Source organism: Sphaerotilus hippei (assembly GCF_003201595.1).
GTDB lineage: Bacteria > Pseudomonadota > Gammaproteobacteria > Burkholderiales > Burkholderiaceae_C > Sphaerotilus > Sphaerotilus hippei.
The window spans coordinates 63,928-86,925 of record NZ_QJJS01000013.1; the positions used below are offsets into that span (position 1 = coordinate 63,928).

A 22,998-nucleotide genomic window follows, 5' to 3' on the forward strand; every position below is an offset into this window, starting at 1 on the left:
GGTCCATGCCACTCATGCCGTCTGTTCCCTTCTGCCGTCGCCGGGTCTGCGCCGCACTGCTGATCGGTCTGGCTGCTGCTGCCCAGGCGCAGGAGCGGCAGGTCTACCGCTGCCCCGGCAACCTCTACACCGACCAGCTCACGCCCCGCGAGGCCCAGGAGCGCGGCTGCAAGACCCTGGACGGCCTGCCGGTCTCCGTCATCCAGTCGCCGGTGCGGCGTGCGCCGGCCGCCACGGGGGGGTCGGCTCCGGTGGCCGCCGGCTCGGCCCCGGTGTCGCCGCGTCCGGACCTGCGCATCGACAGCCGCGACCAGCGCGCGCGCGACAGCGATGCCCGGCGCATCCTGGAGTCCGAGCTGCGCAAGGAAGAGGAGCGCCTGTCCCAGCTGAAGAAAGAGTTCAACCAGGGCGAGCCCGAGCGCCGCGGCGACGAGCGCAACTACGCTCGTTACCAGGAACGGGTCGCCGAGATGAAGGCCGCGATCGCCCGCAAGGAGGCCGACATCGCCGCCTTGCGACGTGAACTGGCCAAGCTACCTGCCTCACCATGAAAATTTCCCGCCCCCAAGCCCCGGCCTATGACAGCTTCGACCACCTCGCGACGATGGTGGCGGTGCTGCGTCCGGACGGCCGCTGCGTCTATGTGAACGCGACCTTCGAGGCCGCCCTAGGCGTGCCCCGCAAGGCGCTGCAGAAGGGTGACGTGTTCGACTGGTTCGTTGACGACACCACGCTGCGCAGCACCTTCGCCTCCGTGGTGAACAACGAGTTCAGCACGGGCCGTTTCGAGGCCCTGATGCGCCGTCCGCCCGGCGGGCCGGCCGATCCGCTGCCGGTGCACGTGATCATCACGCAGATCGATCATGGCGAGCAGGTGCTGCTCGAGCTGGTCGAGGTCGAGCAGCAGGCTCGCCAGGAGCGCGAGACCCGCACGCTCGACCAGGCCCGCGTCACCAAGGAGCTGATCCGCAACCTGGCCCACGAGATCAAGAACCCGCTGGGTGGCATCCGGGGGGCCGCCCAGCTGCTGGAGATGGAGCTCGACGATCCGGCCCTGATCGAATACACGCAGGTCATCATCCACGAGGCCGACCGGCTGCAGGCGCTGGTCGATCGCCTGCTGGCACCGCACCGCCGGCCCCACATCGTGGCCGACGTCAACATCCACGAGGTGCTGGAGCGGGTCCGCTCGCTGGTGCTGGCCGAGTTCTCGCGCGGGCTGAAGGTCGTGCGCGACTACGACGCGTCGCTGCCGGAGTTCCGCGGCGACCGCGAGCAGCTGATCCAGGCGGTGCTCAACATCATGCACAACGCCGCCCAGGCGCTGTCGCAGCGTCGCCAGGACGGTGACGCGGTGATCATCCTGCGCACCCGGGCCGGCCGCCAGGTGACCATCGGCAAGCAGCGCTACAGGCTGGCACTGGAATTGCATATCGAGGACAACGGCCCCGGCGTGCCGTCCGAGATCCGCGACCGAATCTTCTTTCCCCTGGTGTCGGGACGGGATAGTGGATCGGGGCTCGGACTGACGCTGGCCCAGGACTTTGTCCAGCAGCACCACGGTCTGATCGAATGCGAGAGCGAATCGGGACGGACCGTGTTCAAGATACAGATTCCACTTCCTTGAGCGACTGCGCGCGGTGGCTCGGGTCCGTGGCCCTCGTTTCCTGGCAACGACAGGCTTTGCATGAAACCCATCTGGATCGTTGACGACGACCAATCCATCCGCTTCGTCCTGGAGAAGGCGCTGGCCCGCGAGGAGCTGCCCGTGCGCAGCTTCACCAATCCGCGTGACGTGCTCGCGGCGCTCGACGAGGACTCGCCTCAGGTGCTGGTGAGCGACATCCGCATGCCGGGCGGCTCGGGCATCGACCTGCTGGCGCGGGTCAAGGAGCGTTTCCCAGCGCTGCCGGTCATCATCATGACCGCCTATTCCGACCTGGACAGCGCGGTGTCCGCCTTCCAGGGCGGGGCCTTCGAATACCTGCCCAAGCCCTTCGACCTGCCCAAGGCGGTCGAGCTGATCCGCCGGGCGGTCGACGAGAGCCTGCGCGAGGAAAGCGTCGACGAGCAGGCGCCCGAGGTGCCCGAGATGCTGGGCCAGGCGCCGGCGATGCAGGACGTCTTCCGGGCCATCGGCCGCCTCAGCCAGAGCAACGTCACGGTGATGATCACCGGCGAATCCGGCTCCGGCAAGGAGCTGGTCGCGCGTGCGCTGCACAAGCACAGCCCGCGCGCCAACGGCATGTTCGTGGCGATCAACACCGCGGCCATCCCGAAGGATCTGCTGGAGTCCGAGCTGTTCGGCCATGAGCGTGGGGCGTTCACCGGTGCCCAGGCCACGCGCCGCGGCCGTTTCGAGCAGGCCGAGGGCGGCACGCTGTTCCTCGACGAGATCGGCGACATGCCCTTCGATCTGCAGACCCGGCTGCTGCGGGTGCTCAGCGACGGGCAGTTCTACCGCGTCGGCGGGCATCAGCCGCTGAAGGCCAATGTGCGGGTCATCGCGGCGACCCACCAGAACCTGGAGGAGCGCGTGCGCGACGGCGTGTTCCGCGAGGATCTGTTCCATCGCCTCAACGTCATCCGGCTGCGCCTGCCGCCGCTGCGCGAGCGGCGCGAGGACATCGCCGGCCTGGCCCGTCACTTCCTGCAGCGCAGCGCCAAGGAGCTGGGCGTCGAGCCCAAGCGCCTGTCGGACGCGGCACTGCAGCAGGTGGTCCAGTTCGACTACCCGGGCAACGTGCGCCAGCTCGAGAACCTGTGCCACTGGCTCACGGTGATGGCGCCGGCCCAGATGGTCGACCCCAAGGACCTGCCGCCCGAGCTGATGGGGGCGGGGGCGACGGCGGGCTCGCCGTCCATCGCCCACCTGAACGCCTCCGGCGTGCCCGCCGCGGCGCCGGCGGGCCTGGCCCCGGCCGGGGACCTGTCCCTGTCTGCGGCCCCGGTCGGCAGTGCGCCGGTGCCCGTTGGCCTGACCCAGACCTGGCTGGCCGATCTGGAACGTGATGCGCGGGCGCTGCTCGAGCGTGGCCAGCCCGACGTCTGGGACCACCTGACCCGGCTGTTCGAGGGCCGGCTGATCCAGACCGCGCTGACGATGACCAAGGGCCGGCGCATCGAGGCCGCCCACAAGCTCGGCATCGGGCGCAACACCATCACCCGCAAGATCCAGGAACTCGGGCTCGAGTGAGTACCACCTTCGGCTGAGTCCCCCGGTACATCCGGGGGCATGCCGCCTTGATGTGTCTCAATGGCGAGCCGGGCAGCTTCTGTGACAGTCGTGTCACCCTGAGCTGAATGGGCCCTGGCCCAGTCTGGATGCCGTGGAGACTCTCTACACCCCTGCTGATCGCGAATCCGATCGACGCCCGCTGAGCCTGCGCCCGCGGCGTCGTGTCGCGGACGCCCCTCCGGCACCTGCCGATCCCGCCCCCTGGAAACAGGCCTTCGGTGACTTGATCCTGGATGACCGGGAGGTGGGTCTGCTGATGCGGCTGGCTCGCCGCCGGGTCGTGGCCGCCGGTGAGCTCGTGCTGCATGGCGATCACCCGGCCAGGGATCTGGTGCTGCTGCTGTCCGGTGACGTCGTGCTGGGTTCGCGTGCCGCGGACGGATCGCTGCGCACCGAGCGCAGCCTGAGCGGCCCGGCGTGGCTCGACCTGAGTTCCGCCTGGCGCGAGGCCGTCTACGAGATGGAGGCGCTGGCGCTGTCCGACGTGGTCGTGGCCGAACTGGATCTGGTGATGCTGCGCGCCGAACTGCTGCTGCAGCCGGCGCTGGCGCTGAAGCTGTGCAGCCGGCTGTCGCTGCAGGTCCATCAGCTGATCGATGCGTCGCGCAACCTGCTGCACAACGACGCGTCGGCCCGTTTTGCCCAGTGGCTGTTGCAGCGCTGCCCCGATGCCGAGGGTGAGGTGCAGCTGCGCCTGCAGGAACGCAAGCGTGACATCGCCCAGCAGCTGGCGATGACCCCCGAGACCCTGTCGCGCCTGATGCGCAGCTTCGAGGGGCGTGGCGTGATCGACGTGCGCGGCTACCAGGTGCGCATCCGCGACGTCGCCCGGCTGCGTGAGCTGGCGGGCGGCGCGGTCGACTGAAGGCCGTGGTCGTGGCCGCGGCGGGGCGGCGAGCGTGTGACAAATGGCAGCCTCCCCCGAGCGTGGGGATCGCCCCGCTTTGGCACTCGGGAATCCCGAGTGCTAAGATTCAAGGAACCAATCCTGGTTCTGGTGGTTCATACAGGCCATGAATCTGATCATGTCGAATGTCGTGACGAGTCCTGTCTCTTCTGTTGTTGCCCTGCGTGACCCGTGGGCGATGGTGCCTTCGCTGGGCAACCTCGAGTCCTACATCGGCGCGGTCAACCGCCTGCCGATGCTGACGCCCGAAGAGGAGCTGTCGCTGGCGCGCAAGCTGCGTGAGCATCAGGATCTGGATGCCGCCGGCCGGATGGTGCTGTCGCACCTGCGGCTGGTGGTGTCGGTGGCCCGCCAGTACATGGGCTACGGCCTGCCGCAGGGTGACCTGATCCAGGAAGGCAATGTCGGCCTGATGAAGGCCGTCAAGCGCTTCGACCCCGACCAGGGCGTGCGGCTGGTCAGTTACGCGATGCACTGGATCAAGGCCGAGATCCACGAATACATCCTGAAGAACTGGCGCACGGTCAAGGTGGCCACCACCAAGGCCCAGCGCAAGCTGTTCTTCAACCTGCGCTCGATGAAACGCGAGCTCAAGGGCGCCGCGGCCGACAGCGACAGCTACCGCTCGTCGCTGACCGAGGCCGAGATCGAGACGGTCGCCACCAAGCTCAACGTCAAGCGCGAGGAAGTCATCGAGATGGAGGCGCGCTTTGCCGGCGGTGACGTGGCGCTGGAGCCCGGGGCGAGCGAGGACGACGAGAGTTTCGCGCCGATCGCCTACCTGGCCGACGACCGCCAGGAGCCGACCCGCGCGCTGGAGGCCCGTCGTCGCGACGAGCTCGCCGGTCCCGGCCTGCTGCGTGCGCTCGATCTGCTGGATGCCCGCAGCCGCCGCATCGTCGAGGAGCGCTGGCTGAAGGTCAACGACGACGGCTCGGGCGGCATGACGCTGCATGACCTGGCAGCCGAATACGGCGTCAGCGCCGAGCGCATCCGCCAGATCGAGGTGGCCGCGATGAAGAAGATGAAGAAGGCGCTGGCCGAGCCCGCCTGAGTCCCCTGTTCACCCTCCTGTCCGACGCCGGCCTCGTGCCGGCGTTTTTCATGGTGCGTCCGGCACCGGCAGGTGAGGCGGCTTCAGCGCAGCAGGGCGTCACGGGCGCGCTGGAACGCGGACCAGAAGGTGGCGTCCTGCGACGAGGCGAAGTTGATGCGCATGCAGGAACTGGCCTGCCGGCGGGCATGGAACAGGCTGCCGGGTGCGAGCAGCCAGCCGTCGTCAAGCAGCCGCTGGGCCAATGATTCGGTGTCGACGCCGGTCTCGACCCAGCCGAACAGTCCCTGCGGCGGGCAGAGGAAGCTACAGCCGGCCTCGTGGGCGAGCTGCACGCTGCGCGAGCGCGCCGCATCCAGCCGCGTGGTGACCCGTTCGGCGTGGCGCCGCAGCTGGCCCTGTTCCAGGCAGATCGCCATGGCCTGCTCCAGCAGGGCCGGGGTGGTCAGGCTGGCCAGCAGCTTGATGTCGATCAGGCGCTCGACCTGCTCGGCCGGTGCCGCGACGAAGCCGATGCGCCAGCCCGGCGCCAGGATCTTGGAGAAACCGCTGACGTAGAACGTGCGCCGCAGCCCGTCCAGTGCCGACAGGCGGGGTGCATGGGCCGGCGCGAGGTGGGCATAGGTGTCGTCCTCGATGATCTGCAGGTCATGGTGCTCGGCCAGCCGCAGCAGCTGGTGGGCGGTCGACAGGCTGAGCATGCCGCCGGTGGGGTTGTGCAGCACCGAGACGGTGACGTACAGGCGCGGGCGGTGTTCCCGCGCCAGCGCCTCCATCACCTCCAGGTCGGGGCCGTCCGGGCCCCGGGGCACGGGCAACAGGCGCATGCCCAGCTGGGTCAGGCGGGCGTACTCGACCGACCAGCCGGGCTCGTCCACCAGCACGGCATCTCCCGGCGTGAGCAGCGTGCGCGAGATCAGGTCCAGCGCCTGCGTGGCGCCCATCGCGGTGATGATCTGGCCGGCGCCGGCGCGCACGCCGAAGTCGGCGATGCGCATCGACAGCGCGGCCCGCAGGCGCCGGTCGCCCGCCGGCTCGCCGTAGTGCAGCGAGGCGGCGGCTTCGCCCGTCACGCGGTCTTCGGCCAGCACCTTGCGCAGTGCCGAGTGCAGCATCGGCAGGTCCAGCCAGGACGCGGGCAGCGTGCCCAGGCCGGGGCCTGGCCGCTGGCTGTTGCCGCCCAGCATGCCCCGGATCAGCGCGCTCGCATCGACCGGCACCCGGTGCGGGGCGGGGTCGGCGGCGAGCGGGGCCGTGGGCAGCTCGCGGCGGATCTCGCGCACGAAGAAGCCGCGCTGGCTGCGCGCCTCGACCAGCCCCTGGGCCAGCAGCTGGTCGTAGGCGGCCACGACGGTGTGCGGACTGACCTCGTGCCGTTCGGCGCAGGCCCGCACCGACGGCAGCCTGGCCCCTGCGGCCAGCAGCCGGTGGCGGATGCGTTCGGCGAAGTGGGCGGCCAGCTGCTCGGCCAGGGTCTGGTCGCTGCGCCGGCTGAGCAGCGGGCTGGTGGCGCGCGCCGGCAGGGCGGGGGCGTCGGGGGCGTTCATGTCGATCTTCGGCTGTGTCTGCGCATGAGCCAGTACAGTGGTGAACAGAGATGATGGAAAGTGTACTGCTGGTGTACTGTCGTTCGCCCCTAGACTCATTCCCATGTCCAAGACTTCCTTCCCGGATCGACCGTACTCGGTGTCTGCCGAGCAGCGTGGCCTGTGGCTGGGGCTGCTCGGGGTGCTGATCTTCGCGATGACGCTGCCGATGACCCGGCTGGCGGTCGGCCCGCTCGAGGACCCGCAGTTGCCGCCGGTGTTCGTCACCGCGGGCCGGGCCGCCGGCGCGGGTCTGCTGGGGGCCCTGTACCTGATGTGGGTGCGTGCGCCCTGGCCGCTGCGGGCCGACCGGGGGCTGCTGCTGGTCAGCGCGCTGGGCTCGGTCGTCGGATTTCCGCTGTTCCTCGGCCTGGCGCTGCGTGAGGTGCCGGCCATGCATGCCGCGGTGATCACGGGGGTGCTGCCGCTGTGCACGGCGGTGGTCGCGGCCTGGCATCTGCGCCAGCGTCCGTCGACCGGCTTCTGGGCCTGTGCGCTGCTCGGGGCGGCGCTGGTGCTGATGTATGCGGCCCGCCAGGGTGGCGGACGGCTGGTCGCCGCCGACGGGCTGCTGCTGCTGGCCATGCTGAGCGGGGCCATCGCCTATGTGTCGGGGGCCCGGTTGTGCGCGCACCGGCCGGCCGAGCAGGTGATCAGCTGGGTGCTGGTCTTCAGCCTGCCGCTGACGCTGCCGATCGCCCTCTGGCAGTGGCCGGCCATGCCGGTGCGGCCGTCGGCCTGGGGGGCGCTGGCCTATGTCACCGTGTTCTCGATGTGGCTGGGCTTCTTCGCCTGGTACCGGGGCCTGGCCATGGGTGGTACCGTCCGCGTCAGCCAGGTGCAGATGGTCCAGCCCTTCCTGTCCCTGCTGCTGGCCGCGCCCGTGCTGGGCGAGGCCCTGCAGGCCGAGACGCTGTGGTTCGCTGCCGCGGTGATGGCCGTGGTGTGGGTGGGCCGGCGGCTGTCCGTCGGACGGCCGACCCGGATTCAAGTCGATCAAGAGGAGACGTGTACATGACGATCCAACATCCTTTCGGACCCTGGCAGCCTGCGCGCCGGGCCGAGCGCATGAACCCTTCGGTGATCCGCGAGATCCTGAAGGTCACCGAGCGGCCGGGCATCCTGTCCATGGCAGGTGGCCTGCCGTCGCCGGACACCTTCCCGATCGAGGCGATGCGCGAGGCGACGGCCCGGGTGCTGGCCGATTCGCCGCGCGAGGCGCTGCAGTACGCCGCCAGCGAGGGCTACGGGCCGCTGCGCGAGTGGGTCGCCGCCCACCTGGCGCAGCAGGGGCTGAGCGTCGAGGCCGATCAGGTGCTGATCACCACCGGCTCTCAGCAGGGCCTGGACCTCATCGGCAAGGTGATGGTCGACCCGGGTGCGCCGGTGGCCGTGGAGATGCCGACCTACCTCGGGGCCCTGCAGGCGTTCAGCCCGTTCGAGCCGCAGTTCGTCGGCGTGGCCGGTGACCACGAGGGGCCGCTGCCCGAAGCCGTGCGGGCGCTGTCGCACGATGCGCCGGGTTGCCGCTTCTTCTACGTGCTGCCCAATTTCCAGAACCCGACCGGGCGCCTGATCAGCGCCGGGCGCCGCCAGGCGCTGATCGAGGCGGCTCAGGCCGCCCGCCTGCCGCTGGTCGAGGACAACCCCTACGGCGACCTCTGGTACGACGAGCCGCCGCCCGCGCCGCTGAGCTCGCTCTGGCCCGAAGGCTCTATCTACCTGGGTTCGTTCTCCAAGATCCTCGCCCCCGGCCTGCGGCTGGGTTACCTCGTCGCGCCCCGTCCGCTGCACCCCAAGCTGCTGCAGGCCAAGCAGGCGGCCGACCTGCACACGCCCAGCTTCAACCAGCGGGTGGTTCACGAGGTGATCCACCGCGGCTTCCTCGATCAGCACATCCCGACGATCCGGGCGCGCTACCGGCTGCAGCGTGACGCGATGGCCACGGCCCTGCGCCACCATCTGCCCGAAGGCTGCGAGTGGCAGGCGCCCAGCGGCGGCATGTTCTTCTGGGTCCGGCTGCCCGAGGGCTGCGATGCCGTGAGCCTGCTGGACCGGGCGGTCGCCGCCGGTGTCGCCTATGTGCCGGGGGCGGCCTTCTATCCGCGCCAGGCCGATGCCCGCACGGTGCGCCTGTCCTTCGTGACCCTGTCGCCCTCGGAGATCGACGACGGGGTCGGCATCTTCGCCCGGGTCGTGCGCGAGCAGCTGCAGCGGCAGGCCGAGCACGCGCCATGAGTTCGCCTCGCCCGCGTCCCTTCGTGCAGGTCGATGTCTTCACCGACACCACGCTGCGTGGCAATCCGCTGGCCGTGGTCGTCGATGGCAGCGGCCTCGACGAGGCGTGCATGCAGGCCTTCGCGCGCTGGACCAACCTGTCGGAAACCACCTTCCTGCTGCCGCCCACGGGGGTGCAGGCCGACTACCGCGTGCGCATCTTCACCCCGGGTGGCGAGCTGCCGTTTGCCGGCCATCCGACGCTGGGCAGCTGCCAGGCGTGGCTGGCGCACGGCGGGGTGCCGCAGCAGGCCGACGAGGTGGTGCAGGAGTGTGGTGTCGGGCTGGTGCGCATCCGTCGGGATCCCCTGCGGCCCGCGCGGCTCGCCTTCGCCGCTCCGGCGCTGCGCCGCAGCGGGCCGGCCGATGCCGCGGTGCGTGAGCAGGTCTGTCGTGCGCTGCGCCTGGCGCCGGACGAGGTGCTGCGCGTCCAGTGGGTGGACAACGGGCCGGGCTGGGTCGCCGCCTGGCTGAAGGATGCCGCCACGGTCCGGGCCCTGCGGCCGGACTGGGTCGCGATGAGCGGTCTGAATGTCGGCGTGGCCGGTCGCTGGCCGGCCGGCGCGGCCGTCGACCTCGAGGTGCGTGCCTTCGTGCCCGGTCTGGGGGTTCCGGAAGACCCGGTCACCGGCAGCCTGAATGCCGGACTGGCACTGTGGCTGATCGACGAGGGGCTGATGCCCGAGCGCTACGTGGCCGGGCAGGGTCATGCCCTGGGTCGCGACGGGCGCGTGCAGGTGCAGCGCATCGATGGGGTGACCTGGATCGGTGGTGACGTGGCGCCTTGCATCGGTGGTCAGGTCCTGCTCTGACCGTGCGGTGGGATGGTGGCCGTGTGAGGCGTTCGCCGACGGTGTACGCTCACCGCATGTGCGTTGGTGTGAGTGCATGAGCATGAGCAAGCCTTTGTCCCCTTCCGGGATCCCGGCCCGCTGCGGGCGGCGTGGTGCTTTGAAGGGGCGGTGACGATGGACACCGTGCCCACCAGCCTGGTCGTTCCGGACACGCCGGTGCTGATCGAGGCGACCCGTGACATCTTCCGGGAGTACGCCGACGGCCTGGGGGTCGATCTGTCCTTCCAGGGCTTCGAGCAGGAGCTGCTCGAGCTGCCCGGGACCTACCAGTCGCCCGATGGCCTGCTGCTGCTGGCCGTGGTCGATGGCCAGGTGGCCGGGTGTGGTGCCTTCCGTCCGATCTACGAGGCCGACTACGCCAATGCCTGCGAGATGAAGCGCCTCTACGTGCGCCGGGCCTTCCGGCGTTTCGGCCTGGGGCGCACGCTGGCTCAGTCGCTGATCGACCATGCCCGCGAGCGCGGTTATTCCACCATGCTGCTCGACGCGCTCGACGACATGGAGGCCGCCCGCGAGCTGTACCGCTCGCTGGGCTTCGTCGACATCCCTCCCTACTACTACAACCCGGTGCCTGGGGCCCACTACCTGAAGGTGGACCTGCTGCACACGGCCGCCCGCTACTGAGGTGTCCGCGAGGCCGCGCACTCGGTGCTTTCCCCCGGGCCCGCGGCTTGGTTACGCCGGGGTACACCGGTAGCATGCGCGATTGATCGAAACATCGAGAGCGCATCTTGCACATCCAACCGATCCGGGCCGTCAGCGAGCCCTGCCTGCTGGGCGAATCGCCCATGTGGCACCCTCAGGAACAGGTGCTGTACTGGTGCGACATCCCGGCCCGCCGCCTGCATCGCCTCGACCCGGTCACCGGCGAGTCCGGCCGCTGGGAGTTCGCCGTCGAGCCGGCCTGCTGCGCTCCGGCGCTGGGTGGAGGGCTGGTGCTGGGCATGCGCGACGGCCTGTGGTGGTTCGACCCGGTCACCTCGAAGCGCAGCCGGCTGGCCAGGGCGCCCTATGACCCGGCCACCGAGCGGTTCAACGACGGCAAGTGTGATCCGCAGGGGCGCATGTGGGTGGGCACCATCTACGAGCCGCGCGACCCGCCCCGGGCGGCGCTCTACCGCTGGTCGCGCGAGCGCGGGCTCGACCGCATGGCCGGCGACATCACCGTCTCCAATGGCCTGGCCTGGAGCCCCGATGGCGCGACGCTCTACTGGTCCGACACCAAGGCGCACGAGATCAGTGCGCTCGACTTCCAGTCCCAGGACGGCAGCCTGTCGCGCCGTCGGATGTTTGCCTCGTTCCCGAAGCGCGACGCGGCGCTGCCGCTGGAGGCCTACGGCGGCCGGCCCGATGGCGCGGCCGTCGATGTCGAGGGCTGCTACTGGGTGGCGATGTTCGAGGGCCAGCGGGTGCTGCGGCTGTCGCCGCAGGGCGAGGTGCTGCTGGAGGTGCCCCTGCCGGTGCGCTGTCCGACCATGCCCTGTTTTGGTGGCCCGGACCTGCGCACGCTCTACATCACCACCGCCCGCGACAAGCGCCCCGAGGCCGAGTTGATGGAGCAGCCGCTGGCGGGCTGCGTGCTGGCACTGCAGGTGGAGGTGGCCGGATTGCCAAGCAACTTCGTGCACACCTGAAAACCCAGGGTTAACCCGGGTGTTGCTTCGGATGCACGTTGCAGGTGCGTCGGCACCAGATCCAAGGGTTTCGCACCACAAGGACTTCCAGAAGCGTGGGGGTTTCCACGTATAATTCGATGGTTTTGCCGAAACCTGCCTGTAACCCCTGTGATGTCGAACACGAATGGACTGACCCGCCGCACGGTCGCGGTCGCTCCGGTGGCGACTGATGTTGAAGAGGGTGAGGGCGTCGAGGAGGAATTCAAGCCCCTGACCGCCGAGCAGGCGGCCGCGCTGAGATCCAGCCTGGCCGTACTGTCTCCGTGGAAGGTGGTCGCTGCCCAGGCAGTGGTCGGGCTGGTGATGGTGGCCCTGGTGGGGCTGCTCTACCAGCGTCCGGGGGCGATGGGGTCTGCGCTGTATGGCGCGATCACGGTGGTGCTGCCGTCGGCCTTGCTGGCTCGCGGCATGAGCCCCTCCCGGGTGATGGTTCCTGGTGCACTGGCCTTCGGGTTCATGCTCTGGGAGCTGGTGAAGCTGGGGGTGTCGGTGGCCATGCTGGCCGCGGCGTCCCTGGTGGTGCCTGACCTGAGCTGGCCGGTTCTGCTGGTCACGATGGTCGTTTGCATGAAGATGAATTGGCTGGCCCTGCTTTGGCGGGGTCGGGTGTCAACACCGCGGTCCTGACCGACCGAACGAGAAAACACGATGGCTGCCGAAGAACACGTTGCCGAGCACGCGCCGACCGCCGGGGAGTACATCTCTCACCACCTGACGCACCTGACCAGTCGTGCGCAGACGGGCATTGCGGACTTCTCCCTGTCCGATCCCGTCCTGAAGCTGGACTCGCTGTTCTGGTCCATCCTGCTGGGTGTGCTGGGCAGCTTCTTCCTGTGGCGTGTCGCCCGCAGCGTGACCTCCGGCGTGCCCGGTCGTGTCCAGGCCGCGGTCGAGTTCCTGGTCGAGATGGTCGACACCCAGGCCAAGGGCATCATCCACAACGAGCAGTCCCGCAAGGTCGTCGCCCCGCTGGCGCTGACGTCCTTCGTCTGGATCTTCCTGATGAACGCGATGGACCTGCTGCCGCTGGACCTGGTGCCGCGCATCTGGGAGATGATCTACGGTGCGGCCGGCCATGATCCGCACCACGCCTACATGCGCGTGGTCCCGACCGCCGACCTGTCGGTGACGCTGGGCATGTCGGTCACCGTGCTGCTGGCCTGTCTGTACTACAGCATCAAGATCAAGGGCCTGACCGGCTGGGTCGGCGAGCTGTTCTCGGCGCCTTTCCACGCCCACGGCCCGATGGCCCTGGTGCTCGCGCCGATCAACTTCACGCTGCAGATCATCGAGTTCCTGGCCAAGACCATCTCGCACGGCATGCGACTGTTCGGCAACATGTTCGCCGGCGAACTGGTGTTCATGCTGATCGCCCTGATGGGTGCCGTGGGCTTCGGCTCCTTCGGCGGCATCGCGCTGTGGGTCGGCCAGATCATCGCCGGCACCGCCTGGGCGATCTTCCACATCCTGATCATCACGCTGCAGGCCTTCATCTTCATGATGCTGACCCTGGTGTACGTGGGTCAGGCTCACGACAAGCACTGATCAGCGCATCGCTGCTGTCGTTCCGCTCTTTCCGTTTCCTTTTTTTCCGTCCGTCAACAACCTCTCCTTAGGAGCAATCATGGAAAACGTCCTCGGTCTCGTCGCTCTGGCTTGCGGCATCATCATCGGTCTGGGTGCCATCGGCGCTTGTATCGGCATCGCCCTGATGGGTGGCAAGTACCTCGAAGCTTCGGCCCGCCAGCCTGAGCTGATGAACGAACTGCAGACCAAGATGTTCCTGCTGGCCGGTCTGATCGACGCCGCCTTCCTGATCGGCGTTGGTATCGCGATGCTGTTTGCCTTCGCGAACCCGTTCGTCCTGAAGTAATCGGTCTTTCTCGTCGTTCTTTATTTCCCTAAACGAGAAAGGTCGAAGCCGTGAATCTGAACGCAACACTGTTGGCTCAGATCGTCGTCTTCGCGATCCTGTGGTGGTTCACGATGAAATTCGTGTGGCCGCCGATCACGAAGGCGCTCGACGAGCGCGCCCTGAAGGTCGCTGACGGCCTGGCTGCCGCTGACAAGGCCAAGCTGGAGCTGGCATCTGCCAACAAGCGCGTCGAGGAACAGCTCGTCCAATCGCGCAACGAGACAGCTCGTCTGCTCGCTGATGCCGACAAGCGCGCCCAGGCCATCGTCGAAGAGGCCAAGAAGCGCGCTGAGGAAGAGGGCGCCAAGATCGTCGCGGCCGCCAAGGCCGAAGTCGATCAGCTGGCGGTCCAGGCTCGCGAGACCCTGCGTGAGCAGGTCGCCGTGCTGGCCGTCAAGGGTGCCGAACAAATCCTCAAGCGCGAAGTCAACGTCGGCGTCCACGCCGATCTGCTGACTCGCCTGAAGATGGAGCTGTGACCATGGCCGAGCTCGCAACCATCGCGCGGCCTTATGCCGAAGCGCTCTACCAGGTGGCCCGTCAGCATGACGTGGCTTCCTGGGGGCAGCAGATCGAGGCCCTGGCCCAGGTGGCCGTCAACGCCGAGATGCGCCAGTTCGCCGACAACCCCAAGGTGTCGGCCGAACAGGTGTACGAGGTCGTGACGGCTTCCGCCCGCCTGCCGCTGGATGCTGGTGTCCAGAACTTCGTGCGTGCAGTGATCGACAACGGTCGACTCTCTGCACTGCCCGAAGTCGCGGCCCAGTTCCATCAGCTCGTCAATGCCTCCGCCGGTGTTGCCGATGCGGAAGTGTTCAGCGCTTACCCGATCGACGACGCCCAGTTGTCCGAAGTGGTCGCCACGCTCGAGAAGCGTTTCGGCCGCAAGCTGACAGCCAGCGTCACGATCGAGCCTGAGCTGATCGGTGGCATCCGCGTGGTGGTGGGCGATGAGGTGCTCGACACCTCGATCCGAGCTCGCCTCGACCGTATGAAGGTGGCGCTGAGCGCGTGAGGCGCGCGACGACACGCATCGAATCACCCCTGCGTCAATCGTCCGCCCTCTGCAAAGAGGTCGCTTGACCAGACTGGGAGCAAGCAATGCAACTGAATCCCGCAGAAATTTCCGAACTGATCAAGAGCCGCATCGAAGGGCTTGGCGCCGCCGCTGACATTCGCAACCAGGGCACCGTGGTTTCGGTGACGGACGGTATCGTCCGAGTCCACGGTCTGAGCAATGTCATGCAGGGCGAAATGCTCGAGTTCCCCGGCAACGTCTTCGGTCTTGCACTGAACCTCGAGCGCGACTCCGTCGGCGCCGTGATTCTGGGCGAGTACGAAGGCATCTCCGAAGGCGACACGGTCAAGTGCACCGGCCGCATTCTGGAAGTGCCCGTCGGACCCGAGCTGATCGGCCGTGTGGTCAATGCCCTCGGTCACCCGATCGACGGCAAGGGCCCGATCAACGCCAAGATGACGGACGTGATCGAGAAGGTCGCGCCGGGCGTGATCGCCCGCAAGTCGGTGGACCAGCCGGTGCAGACCGGCCTGAAGTCCATCGACTCGATGGTTCCCGTCGGCCGTGGTCAGCGCGAGCTGATCATCGGCGACCGCCAGACCGGCAAGACCGCCGTGGCGATCGACGCGATCATCAACCAGAAGGGTCAGAACATGACCTGCATCTACGTCGCGATCGGCCAGAAGGCCTCGTCGATCAAGAACGTGGTGCGTGCTCTGGAACAAGCTGGCGCGATGGACTACACCATCGTCGTGGCTGCCTCGGCTTCCGAATCGGCCGCCATGCAGTACGTCTCGGCGTACACCGGCTGCACGATGGGCGAGTACTTCCGCGACCGCGGTGAAGACGCGCTGATCGTCTATGACGATCTGTCCAAGCAAGCCGTGGCCTATCGCCAGGTCTCGCTGCTGCTGCGCCGCCCGCCGGGCCGCGAAGCCTTCCCCGGTGACGTGTTCTATCTCCACAGCCGCCTGCTCGAGCGCGCAGCCCGCGTGAACGCCGACTACGTCGAAGCCTTCACCAAGGGTGCCGTCAAGGGCAAGACCGGTTCGCTGACGGCCCTGCCGGTCATCGAGACGCAAGCCGGCGACGTGTCCGCCTTCGTTCCGACCAACGTGATCTCGATCACCGACGGTCAGATCTTCCTGGAAACCAGCCTGTTCAACGCCGGTATCCGCCCCGCCATCAACGCCGGCATCTCGGTGTCGCGGGTGGGTGGTGCAGCGCAGACCAAGCTGATCAAGGGCCTGTCCGGCGGTATCCGTACCGACCTGGCGCAGTACCGTGAACTGGCTGCGTTCGCGCAGTTCGCCTCGGATCTGGACGAGTCGACCCGCAAGCAGCTCGACCGTGGCGCCCGCGTCACCGAACTGCTCAAGCAGGCCCAGTACTCGCCGCAGCCGATCAGCCTGATGGCTGCCACGCTGTACTCGGTCAACAAGGGCTACATGGACGACGTCGAGGTCAAGAAGATTCTTGCCTTCGAAAGCGGCCTGCACCAGTACCTGAAGACCAGCCACGGCGCGCTGCTGAAGAAGCTCGAGGACAACAAGGCAATGGACAAGGACGCGGAAGCCGAGCTGCAAGGCGCGATCGCTGCGTTCAAGAAGTCCTTCGCCTGAGCCGGGAGCATCGTCATGGCGGCAGGCAAGGAAATACGCGGCAAGATCAAATCGGTGGAGAACACCAAGAAGATCACCAAGGCCATGGAAATGGTGGCCGCGTCCAAGATGCGCAAGGCGCAGGAACGCATGCGCGCGGCTCGTCCGTACGCTGACAAGATCCGCAACATCACGGCCAACCTGTCGCGGGCGACCCCTGAGTATCACCATCCGTTTGTGGTCAAGAACAGCGGCACGGGTTCGGTGGGCATGATCATCGTCACGACCGACAAGGGTCTGTGCGGTGGCATGAACACCAACGTGCTGCGTCAGGTGACCACCAAGCTGCGTGAACTCGAGGGCACCGGCACCAAGGTGCAGGCGGTCGCGATCGGCAACAAGGGCTACACCTTCCTGAACCGGGTCGGCGTCAAGGTGGTGGCTCACGCCACCCAGCTTGGCGACACCCCGCACCTCGAGAAGCTGATCGGCCCGGCCAAGGTGCTGCTCGACCAGTACGCCCAAGGCAAGCTGGACGCTGTCTACCTGTGCTTCACCCGCTTCCTCAACACGATGAAGCAGGAACCGCAGGTGGAACAGCTGCTGCCCCTCACGGCGCAGCGGCTGGAACAGTCGCAGAGCGAGCAGCAGTCCCACAGCTGGGACTACCTCTACGAACCGGATGCGAAGTCGGTCATCGATGACCTGATGGTGCGTTACGCCGAAGCGCTGATCTACCAGGCGGTGGCCGAGAACATGGCCTCCGAGCAGTCGGCACGGATGGTGGCCATGAAGGCAGCAACCGACAACGCGGGCACCCTGATCAACGATCTGAAGCTGGTCTACAACAAGACCCGCCAGGCCGCGATCACCAAGGAACTGTCCGAGATCGTCAGTGGTGCGGCGGCGGTGGGCTGATCCAGCCTCGCGACGAGACGCAACGAATCAAGATTGAAGGAACGAAAAATGGCGAACACTCAAGCAGTGGGCAAGATCGTTCAGTGCATCGGCGCCGTGGTGGACGTGGAGTTCCCCCGCACTCAGATGCCCCGGATCTACGACGCCCTGAAACTCGACGGCAGCGCACTGACGCTGGAAGTCCAGCAGCAGCTGGGCGACGGCGTGGTGCGTACCATCGCGCTGGGCACGTCCGACGGTCTGCGTCGTGGTCTGGAAGTGCGCAACACCGGCGCTTCGATCACGGTGCCGGTCGGCAAGGCCACGCTGGGCCGCATCATGGACGTGCTCGGTCAGCCGATCGACGAACGTGGTGAAGTCAGCATGGCGCAGTCCGCGTCCATCCACCGCAAGGCCCCGGCCTACGACGAGCTGAGCCCGTCGCAGGAGCTGCTGGAAACCGGCATCAAGGTGATCGACCTGATCTGCCCGTTCGCCAAGGGCGGCAAGGTGGGTCTGTTCGGTGGCGCCGGTGTGGGCAAGACCGTGAACATGATGGAGCTCATCAACAACATCGCCAAGGCCCACAGCGGTCTGTCGGTGTTCGCTGGTGTGGGCGAGCGGACCCGTGAAGGGAACGACTTCTATCACGAAATGGCCGATTCGGGCGTCGTGAACCTGGAGAACCTGGGCGAGTCCAAGGTCGCCATGGTCTACGGCCAGATGAACGAGCCGCCGGGCAACCGTCTGCGCGTGGCCCTGACCGGCCTGACCATTGCCGAGTCGTTCCGCGACGAAGGCAAGGACGTGCTGTTCTTCGTGGACAACATCTACCGCTACACGCTGGCCGGTACCGAAGTGTCCGCACTGCTGGGTCGCATGCCGTCCGCCGTGGGCTACCAGCCGACGCTGGCCGAAGAAATGGGCCGCCTGCAAGAGCGCATCACGTCGACCAAGGTCGGCTCGATCACCTCGATCCAGGCCGTCTACGTCCCTGCGGACGACCTGACCGACCCGTCGCCTGCCACGACCTTCGCCCACCTGGACGCCACCGTGGTGCTGTCGCGTGACATCGCCTCGCTGGGCATCTACCCGGCCGTGGATCCGCTGGATTCGAACAGCCGCCAGGTCGACCCGAACGTCGTCGGTGAAGAGCACTACGGCACCACCCGTGCCGTGCAGCAGGTGCTGCAGCGCTACAAGGAACTGCGCGACATCATCGCCATCCTGGGCATGGACGAACTCGCGCCGGAAGACAAGCTGGCCGTGTCCCGTGCACGGAAGATCCAGCGTTTCCTGTCGCAGCCCTTCCACGTCGCCGAAGTGTTCACCGGCTCGCCGGGCAAGTACGTGCCGCTGAAGGAAACCATCCGTGGTTTCAAGATGATCGTGGCTGGCGAATGTGACCACCTGCCGGAGCAGGCGTTCTACATGGTCGGCACCATCGACGAAGCCTTCGAGAAGGCGAAAAAGATGCAGTAAGCGGCGCATGCGACGCCCGGGCGTCGTTGCCGTGCGACAGCGGACGCGAGTCCGCTCGCGCGCGGTGCCAGGCCCGGACGCCGTCTGCTTGCTTCCTGCAACTTCTTTACACGCTCATCGAGGACCGTTATGGCCACCATTCATGTTGACGTCGTTTCGGCCGAGCAGTCGATCTTCTCGGGCGAGGCCAAGTTCGTCGCGCTGCCGGGTGAAAACGGCGAGCTGGGCATCCTGCCCCGCCACACGCCGCTGATCACCCGCATCAAGCCGGGCGCGGTCCGCATCGAGCGGGCCGACAACGGTGAAGAAGAGTTCGTGTTCGTCGCCGGTGGCATCCTGGAGGTCCAGCCTCACAAGGTGACCGTGCTGGCCGACACCGCCATCCGCGGTCACGACCTCGACGAAGCCAAGGCCACCGAGGCCCGTCGTCTGGCTGAAGAAGCCATGAAGAACGCCCACAGCGAGATCGACCTGGCACGTGCCCAGGGCGAGTTCGCTGCGATGGCGGCCCAGCTCGCGGCCATCCGCAAGTTCCGCCGCAAATGATCGGTGCGGCCGGCCCACGAGGCTGGTGCGCACGCTCAACGCCCGCCACGGCCACCCGCTGTGCGGGCGTTTTTTCATGGCGCGAGCACTTGCGCGCCGGCGAGCCGCAGCCGTCTTGACCTGCCTGAAGGCCGTCCTTCACCCCCTCTGCCTACAATCCGCTCATGTTTGCGCCTCTCCAGAACGACACCTTCCTGCGCGCCCTGAGGCGCCAGCCGACCGACTACACCCCGCTGTGGCTGATGCGGCAGGCCGGGCGCTACCTGCCCGAGTACTGCGCCACCCGCGCGAAGGCCGGCAGCTTCATGGGCCTGGCGACCAACGTGGATTACGCCACCGAGGTCACGCTGCAGCCGCTGGAGCGCTTTCCGCTCGACGCGGCCATCCTGTTCTCCGACATCCTGACGGTGCCTGACGCGATGGGCCTCGGCCTGAGCTTCGCCGCCGGTGAGGGGCCGAAGTTCGCCCGGGTCGTGCGTGACGAGGCGGCCGTCGCGGCCCTCGAGGTGCCCGACATGGAGCGCCTGCGCTACGTGTTCGACGCGGTCACGTCGATCCGCAAGGCCCTGGCGGGCCGCGTGCCGCTGATCGGCTTCTCCGGCTCGCCGTGGACGCTGGCCTGCTACATGGTCGAGGGCGGCGGCAGCGACGACTACCGCCACGTCAAGTCCCTGATGTACAGCCGCCCGGACCTGATGCACCGCCTGCTGGCCGTGACGGCCGACGCGGTGGCGCTCTACCTCAACGAGCAGATGCGCGCCGGTGCGCAGGCCGTGATGGTCTTCGACAGCTGGGGGGGCGTGCTGGCCGACGGGGCCTTCCAGGAGTTCAGCCTGGCCTACACCCGCCGGGTGCTGGACCAGCTGCACCGTGGCGTCGACGGCGTGGACGTGCCCCGCATCGTGTTCACCAAGGGCGGCGGCCTGTGGCTCGACCAGATCGCCGGCCTGGAGACCGATGCGGTGGGCATCGACTGGACGGTCGACATCGGCCAGGCCCGCGAGCGGGTGGGCCACCGGGTCGCGCTGCAGGGCAACCTGGATCCCAATGTGCTGTTCGCGCCGCCCGCGGTCATCGAGCAGCAGGCCTGCCGCATCCTCGACCGTTTTGGCGCCCATCCGGGCCATGTGTTCAACCTGGGCCACGGCATCAGCCAGTACACGCCGCCCGAGTCGGTGGCGGTGCTGGTCGAGGCCGTGCACCGGCATTCGCGGCGGATCCGCGCGAAGGCCTGATCCTGTGCACAAGTCGGGCGCCAGGCGCTCGGCCGCCGCCCTTCGCGGCCGAGTTATCCCCTGAAGCGGCTCCGCGGCCGTGGCGGCGAGCGCGAGGCCCGGGCGGGTACTCCCCGGATTGGAAAATCACGCAAGTCCTTGATTTTCATGGAGTCCGCCGGGTTGCCACGAAAGCGGGCATCCCAGGTGAAGTGCCTGTCAGGCAACGTTTTTTTGGCGGCTTGCCCAGCTTGTTCACACAGTTATCCACAGAAACCGTGGATACGCTGACAAATTCATTACGGATCAATGACTTGGCGTTTGAAGCTCGAACCGGCCTGAGCGGATGCTGCCAAGTTATCCCCACCTGCGGCGACCCTCGAATCGTCGGGCTCGAATGACTTGTGCACAAGCCTGGGGACAGCTTGTTCGTGCTAAGTCGTTGATTTACAAGCGGATCAATCGGTGCTGAGAAACAAGGCAATCCAGGAAAAGTCGCCGGATGACAAGCACTTCGCGCGCTCCTGCCCAGCTTGCCCACAAAGTTGTCCACAGAGGCCGTGGATATCCCCGTGATGGAATGCACACCCGAGACCGAGCGCGTGCCGCCCCCGGAGGCCGGTCGCTGCATCGTGCGCGTGCTGGTCGAGCTGCCCCGCCATGTGGGGCTGCACGAGGCGCTGGACTACCGCTGCGACCGGCCGCTGGCGCCGGGCACGCTGGTGCGGGTGCCGCTGGGTCGGCGGGTGGTGACCGGCCTGGTCGAAGGCATGGCCGAGCCGACGCCGGCCTGTGGACAAGTTGTCCCCCCGGCCGAACCGGAGCGCCTGCGCGACGTGGCCGAGGTGTTCGACGCCCTGCCGCCGATGACGGCGGGCTGGATGCGGCTGCTGGACTTCGCGGCGGCCTATTACCAGCGCAGCCGTGGCGAGCTGGCCCTGTCCTGCCTGCCCACGGCGCTGCGGGCGCTCGACGGCGTGCAGCTGCAGCGGCGGCTGAAGAAGCTGGCCCGGCGGGCCGATGTGGCGCCGGAGGGCGCCACGCCGCAGCGGCCGGTGCTGGCGCCCGGGCAGCAGCAGGCGCTGCAGAAGCTGGTCGAGCAGGCGCCGTCGACCTTCTTGCTGCATGGCGTGACCGGCAGCGGCAAGACCGAGGTCTACCTGCGCGAGGCGCAGCGGGTGCTCGAGGCCGGGCGCCAGGTGCTGGTGCTGGTGCCCGAGATCAACCTGACCCCGCAGCTCGAGGCCCGTTTTGCCGCCCGTTTCCCCGGCCGGCGCCTGGCGGTGCTGCACAGCGGGCTGACGCCGCCACAGCGCCTGCAGCACTGGCTGGCGGCCCACCTCGGCCAGGCCGACCTGGTGCTGGGCACCCGCATGGCGATCTTCGCGTCGCTGCCGCGCCTGGGCCTGATCGTGGTCGACGAGGAGCACGATCCGTCCTACAAGCAGCAGGAGGGCGCGCGTTATTCCGCCCGCGACCTGGCGGTCTACCGCGGCCGCCAGGCGGGGGCTTCGGTGATCCTCGGCTCGGCCACGCCGTCGCTGGAGAGCTGGCTCAATGCCGCGCCGGCCGCGGAGGGGGGCGGGCGCTACCGCCGCATCGACCTGCCCGAGCGCATCGGCGGAGGGGCCCTGCCGGCGGTGCGGCTGGTCGACCTGGAGCGGGTGGTGGCCCAGCACGGCCGCCAGGCGCTGCGGCTGCACCCGATCTCGCCGCCGCTGCTCGCGGCGCTGCGCGAGCGCCTGGAGCGGGGCGAGCAGAGCATGCTGCTGCTGAACCGGCGGGGTTATGCGCCGGTGCTGCACTGCACCAGCTGCGGCTGGAAGAGCGCCTGCCCGCACTGCAGCGCCTGGCGGGTGTTCCACAAGGTCGACCGCACGCTGCGCTGCCACCATTGCGGCAGCGGCCAGCGGGTGCCGCTGGCCTGCCCCGAGTGTGGCGACCCCGACATCCAGCCCATGGGCCGGGGCACCGAGCGGCTCGAGGAGCAGCTGGCCACGCTGCTGCCGCAGGCCCGCGTGGTGCGCATCGATGGCGACACCACCCGCCAGTCCGGCAGCCTCGAGAGCCAGCTGGCCCAGGTGCACGACGGCGAGGTCGACGTGCTGGTGGGCACGCAGATGGTGGCCAAGGGCCACGATTTCCGCCGCATGACGCTGGTGGCCGCGGTCGATGCGGACGGGGCGCTGTTCTCGAGCGACTTCCGCGCCCCCGAGCGCCTGTTCGCGCTGCTGATGCAGGCGGGCGGACGGGCCGGACGGGATGCGGCGCTGGCCGCGCGCAGCGAGATGTGGGTGCAGACCTGGCATCCTGCCCACCCCCTGTTCGCCGCGCTGAAGGGCCACGACTACATCGCCTTCGCGCGCTCGCAGCTCGACGAGCGGCGCATCGCCGCGATGCCGCCGTTCTCCGCCCAGGCGCTGCTGCGGGCCGATGCCTCGACCCAGGAGCTGGCCCAGGCCTTCCTGCAGCGTGCCGAGGCGCTGGCCGGCGAGCTGCAGGCCGCCGGCCAGGTGTCCGCCGAGGTGTTCCTCTACCCGCCGGTGCCCACCTCGGTGCAGCGGGTGGCCGACGTGGAACGGGCGCAGCTGCTGGTCGAGGCGCCACGCCGTGCCCAGCTGCAGGCCTTCCTGGCGGCCTGGGTGCCGCTGCTCGACGACATCAACCGCCCGCCGACCCGGGTGATCCGCTGGGCGGTCGATGTCGATCCGCTCTCGATCTGATCCGACCAGG

General features: G+C 68.1%; 22 protein-coding genes. 21 read left to right on the plus strand and 1 reads right to left on the minus strand.

What is annotated here, in order from left to right:
- Positions 1–14: 14 nt before the first annotated feature.
- From C7444_RS13920 to rpoH, 5 genes are all read left to right on the plus strand, one after another.
- The gene (locus tag C7444_RS13920; RefSeq protein WP_110401454.1) at positions 15–551 is read left to right on the plus strand and encodes a coiled-coil domain-containing protein; all 537 of its coding nucleotides are present in this window, start codon (positions 15–17) and stop codon (positions 549–551) included.
- Positions 548–1,627: a nitrogen regulation protein NR(II) gene (gene glnL, locus C7444_RS13925; RefSeq protein WP_110401455.1), complete on the plus strand. Its 1,080-nt coding sequence runs from the start codon at positions 548–550 to the stop codon at positions 1,625–1,627. Before C7444_RS13920 ends, glnL begins: the two co-directional genes overlap by 4 nt.
- Positions 1,628–1,687: 60 nt before the next feature.
- On the plus strand, positions 1,688–3,196 hold the full coding sequence (ntrC, locus tag C7444_RS13930; RefSeq protein ID WP_110401456.1) for a nitrogen regulation protein NR(I): 1,509 nt from the start codon (positions 1,688–1,690) through the stop codon (positions 3,194–3,196).
- A 265-nt stretch (positions 3,197–3,461) separates the two neighbouring features.
- On the plus strand, positions 3,462–4,103 hold the full coding sequence (locus tag C7444_RS13935; protein WP_245909572.1) for a Crp/Fnr family transcriptional regulator: 642 nt from the start codon (positions 3,462–3,464) through the stop codon (positions 4,101–4,103).
- Positions 4,104–4,263: 160 nt separating this feature from the next.
- Complete coding sequence (gene rpoH / locus C7444_RS13940; RefSeq protein ID WP_110401493.1) at positions 4,264–5,199, plus strand: RNA polymerase sigma factor RpoH; 936 nt, start codon at positions 4,264–4,266, stop codon at positions 5,197–5,199.
- An 83-nt stretch (positions 5,200–5,282) separates the two neighbouring features.
- Here the strand turns inward: rpoH and C7444_RS13945 are convergent, their stop codons facing one another.
- The gene (locus C7444_RS13945; RefSeq protein ID WP_375136935.1) at positions 5,283–6,746 is read right to left on the minus strand and encodes an aminotransferase-like domain-containing protein; all 1,464 of its coding nucleotides are present in this window, start codon (positions 6,744–6,746) and stop codon (positions 5,283–5,285) included.
- A 103-nt stretch (positions 6,747–6,849) separates the two neighbouring features.
- Between C7444_RS13945 and C7444_RS13950 the strand changes: the two genes are divergently transcribed.
- From C7444_RS13950 to priA, 16 genes are all read left to right on the plus strand, one after another.
- Positions 6,850–7,803, plus strand: a complete 954-nt coding sequence (locus tag C7444_RS13950; RefSeq protein WP_110401457.1) for a DMT family transporter — start codon at positions 6,850–6,852, stop codon at positions 7,801–7,803.
- Positions 7,800–9,023, plus strand: coding sequence for an aminotransferase-like domain-containing protein (locus C7444_RS13955; protein ID WP_110401458.1), 1,224 nt, complete (start codon positions 7,800–7,802; stop codon positions 9,021–9,023). Before C7444_RS13950 ends, C7444_RS13955 begins: the two co-directional genes overlap by 4 nt.
- Complete coding sequence (locus C7444_RS13960) at positions 9,020–9,874, plus strand: PhzF family phenazine biosynthesis protein (protein ID WP_110401459.1); 855 nt, start codon at positions 9,020–9,022, stop codon at positions 9,872–9,874. The genes C7444_RS13955 and C7444_RS13960 overlap by 4 nt, the downstream gene beginning before the upstream one ends.
- A gap of 156 nt (positions 9,875–10,030) precedes the next feature.
- On the plus strand, positions 10,031–10,540 hold the full coding sequence (locus C7444_RS13965; RefSeq protein WP_110401460.1) for a GNAT family N-acetyltransferase: 510 nt from the start codon (positions 10,031–10,033) through the stop codon (positions 10,538–10,540).
- A 107-nt stretch (positions 10,541–10,647) separates the two neighbouring features.
- A complete protein-coding gene (locus C7444_RS13970) occupies positions 10,648–11,550 on the plus strand; it encodes an SMP-30/gluconolactonase/LRE family protein (RefSeq protein ID WP_245909573.1) in 903 nt (300 codons plus the stop codon).
- 153 nt (positions 11,551–11,703) lie between these two features.
- Complete coding sequence (locus C7444_RS13975) at positions 11,704–12,219, plus strand: ATP synthase subunit I (protein WP_110401461.1); 516 nt, start codon at positions 11,704–11,706, stop codon at positions 12,217–12,219.
- A gap of 21 nt (positions 12,220–12,240) precedes the next feature.
- Positions 12,241–13,137, plus strand: a complete 897-nt coding sequence (atpB, locus tag C7444_RS13980) for a F0F1 ATP synthase subunit A (protein WP_110401462.1) — start codon at positions 12,241–12,243, stop codon at positions 13,135–13,137.
- Positions 13,138–13,216: 79 nt separating this feature from the next.
- Positions 13,217–13,465, plus strand: a complete 249-nt coding sequence (gene atpE, locus C7444_RS13985) for a F0F1 ATP synthase subunit C (RefSeq protein ID WP_012348532.1) — start codon at positions 13,217–13,219, stop codon at positions 13,463–13,465.
- A 50-nt stretch (positions 13,466–13,515) separates the two neighbouring features.
- Positions 13,516–13,986 (plus strand): F0F1 ATP synthase subunit B, encoded by a 471-nt coding sequence (locus C7444_RS13990; RefSeq protein WP_110401463.1) that lies wholly within the window; start codon positions 13,516–13,518, stop codon positions 13,984–13,986.
- A 2-nt stretch (positions 13,987–13,988) separates the two neighbouring features.
- The gene (locus C7444_RS13995; protein ID WP_110401464.1) at positions 13,989–14,522 is read left to right on the plus strand and encodes a F0F1 ATP synthase subunit delta; all 534 of its coding nucleotides are present in this window, start codon (positions 13,989–13,991) and stop codon (positions 14,520–14,522) included.
- Between the two features lie 86 nt (positions 14,523–14,608).
- Complete coding sequence (gene atpA, locus C7444_RS14000; RefSeq protein WP_110401465.1) at positions 14,609–16,147, plus strand: F0F1 ATP synthase subunit alpha; 1,539 nt, start codon at positions 14,609–14,611, stop codon at positions 16,145–16,147.
- 15 nt (positions 16,148–16,162) lie between these two features.
- Complete coding sequence (gene atpG / locus C7444_RS14005) at positions 16,163–17,044, plus strand: F0F1 ATP synthase subunit gamma (protein WP_110401466.1); 882 nt, start codon at positions 16,163–16,165, stop codon at positions 17,042–17,044.
- A gap of 48 nt (positions 17,045–17,092) precedes the next feature.
- The gene (gene atpD, locus C7444_RS14010) at positions 17,093–18,505 is read left to right on the plus strand and encodes a F0F1 ATP synthase subunit beta (RefSeq protein WP_110401467.1); all 1,413 of its coding nucleotides are present in this window, start codon (positions 17,093–17,095) and stop codon (positions 18,503–18,505) included.
- A 129-nt stretch (positions 18,506–18,634) separates the two neighbouring features.
- Complete coding sequence (locus tag C7444_RS14015; protein WP_110401468.1) at positions 18,635–19,051, plus strand: F0F1 ATP synthase subunit epsilon; 417 nt, start codon at positions 18,635–18,637, stop codon at positions 19,049–19,051.
- A 164-nt stretch (positions 19,052–19,215) separates the two neighbouring features.
- On the plus strand, positions 19,216–20,286 hold the full coding sequence (gene hemE, locus C7444_RS14020; RefSeq protein ID WP_110401469.1) for a uroporphyrinogen decarboxylase: 1,071 nt from the start codon (positions 19,216–19,218) through the stop codon (positions 20,284–20,286).
- Positions 20,287–20,840: 554 nt separating this feature from the next.
- Entirely contained in the window at positions 20,841–22,988 is a 2,148-nt protein-coding gene (gene priA / locus C7444_RS14025; protein WP_110401470.1) for a replication restart helicase PriA, read from the plus strand.
- Positions 22,989–22,998: the final 10 nt, after the last annotated feature.

Excerpts from the sequence above, each read along its gene's own strand:
- atpE (WP_012348532.1), top strand. The coding sequence starts at position 13,217 with ATGGAAAACGTCCTCGGTCTCGTCGCTCTGGCTTGCGGCATCATCATC.
- C7444_RS13960 (WP_110401459.1), top strand. The coding sequence starts at position 9,020 with ATGAGTTCGCCTCGCCCGCGTCCCTTCGTGCAGGTCGATGTCTTCACC.
- rpoH (WP_110401493.1), top strand. The coding sequence starts at position 4,264 with ATGTCGAATGTCGTGACGAGTCCTGTCTCTTCTGTTGTTGCCCTGCGT.
- ntrC (WP_110401456.1), top strand. The coding sequence starts at position 1,688 with ATGAAACCCATCTGGATCGTTGACGACGACCAATCCATCCGCTTCGTC.
- C7444_RS13945 (WP_375136935.1), bottom strand. The coding sequence starts at position 6,746 with ATGAACGCCCCCGACGCCCCCGCCCTGCCGGCGCGCGCCACCAGCCCG.
- atpG (WP_110401466.1), top strand. The coding sequence starts at position 16,163 with ATGGCGGCAGGCAAGGAAATACGCGGCAAGATCAAATCGGTGGAGAAC.
- atpD (WP_110401467.1), top strand. The coding sequence starts at position 17,093 with ATGGCGAACACTCAAGCAGTGGGCAAGATCGTTCAGTGCATCGGCGCC.
- C7444_RS13955 (WP_110401458.1), top strand. The coding sequence starts at position 7,800 with ATGACGATCCAACATCCTTTCGGACCCTGGCAGCCTGCGCGCCGGGCC.
- C7444_RS13975 (WP_110401461.1), top strand. The coding sequence starts at position 11,704 with ATGTCGAACACGAATGGACTGACCCGCCGCACGGTCGCGGTCGCTCCG.
- C7444_RS13995 (WP_110401464.1), top strand. The coding sequence starts at position 13,989 with ATGGCCGAGCTCGCAACCATCGCGCGGCCTTATGCCGAAGCGCTCTAC.
- C7444_RS13920 (WP_110401454.1), top strand. The coding sequence starts at position 15 with ATGCCGTCTGTTCCCTTCTGCCGTCGCCGGGTCTGCGCCGCACTGCTG.
- C7444_RS13950 (WP_110401457.1), top strand. The coding sequence starts at position 6,850 with ATGTCCAAGACTTCCTTCCCGGATCGACCGTACTCGGTGTCTGCCGAG.
- C7444_RS13965 (WP_110401460.1), top strand. The coding sequence starts at position 10,031 with ATGGACACCGTGCCCACCAGCCTGGTCGTTCCGGACACGCCGGTGCTG.
- priA (WP_110401470.1), top strand. The coding sequence starts at position 20,841 with ATGGAATGCACACCCGAGACCGAGCGCGTGCCGCCCCCGGAGGCCGGT.
- glnL (WP_110401455.1), top strand. The coding sequence starts at position 548 with ATGAAAATTTCCCGCCCCCAAGCCCCGGCCTATGACAGCTTCGACCAC.
- C7444_RS14015 (WP_110401468.1), top strand. The coding sequence starts at position 18,635 with ATGGCCACCATTCATGTTGACGTCGTTTCGGCCGAGCAGTCGATCTTC.
- atpB (WP_110401462.1), top strand. The coding sequence starts at position 12,241 with ATGGCTGCCGAAGAACACGTTGCCGAGCACGCGCCGACCGCCGGGGAG.
- atpA (WP_110401465.1), top strand. The coding sequence starts at position 14,609 with ATGCAACTGAATCCCGCAGAAATTTCCGAACTGATCAAGAGCCGCATC.
- hemE (WP_110401469.1), top strand. The coding sequence starts at position 19,216 with ATGTTTGCGCCTCTCCAGAACGACACCTTCCTGCGCGCCCTGAGGCGC.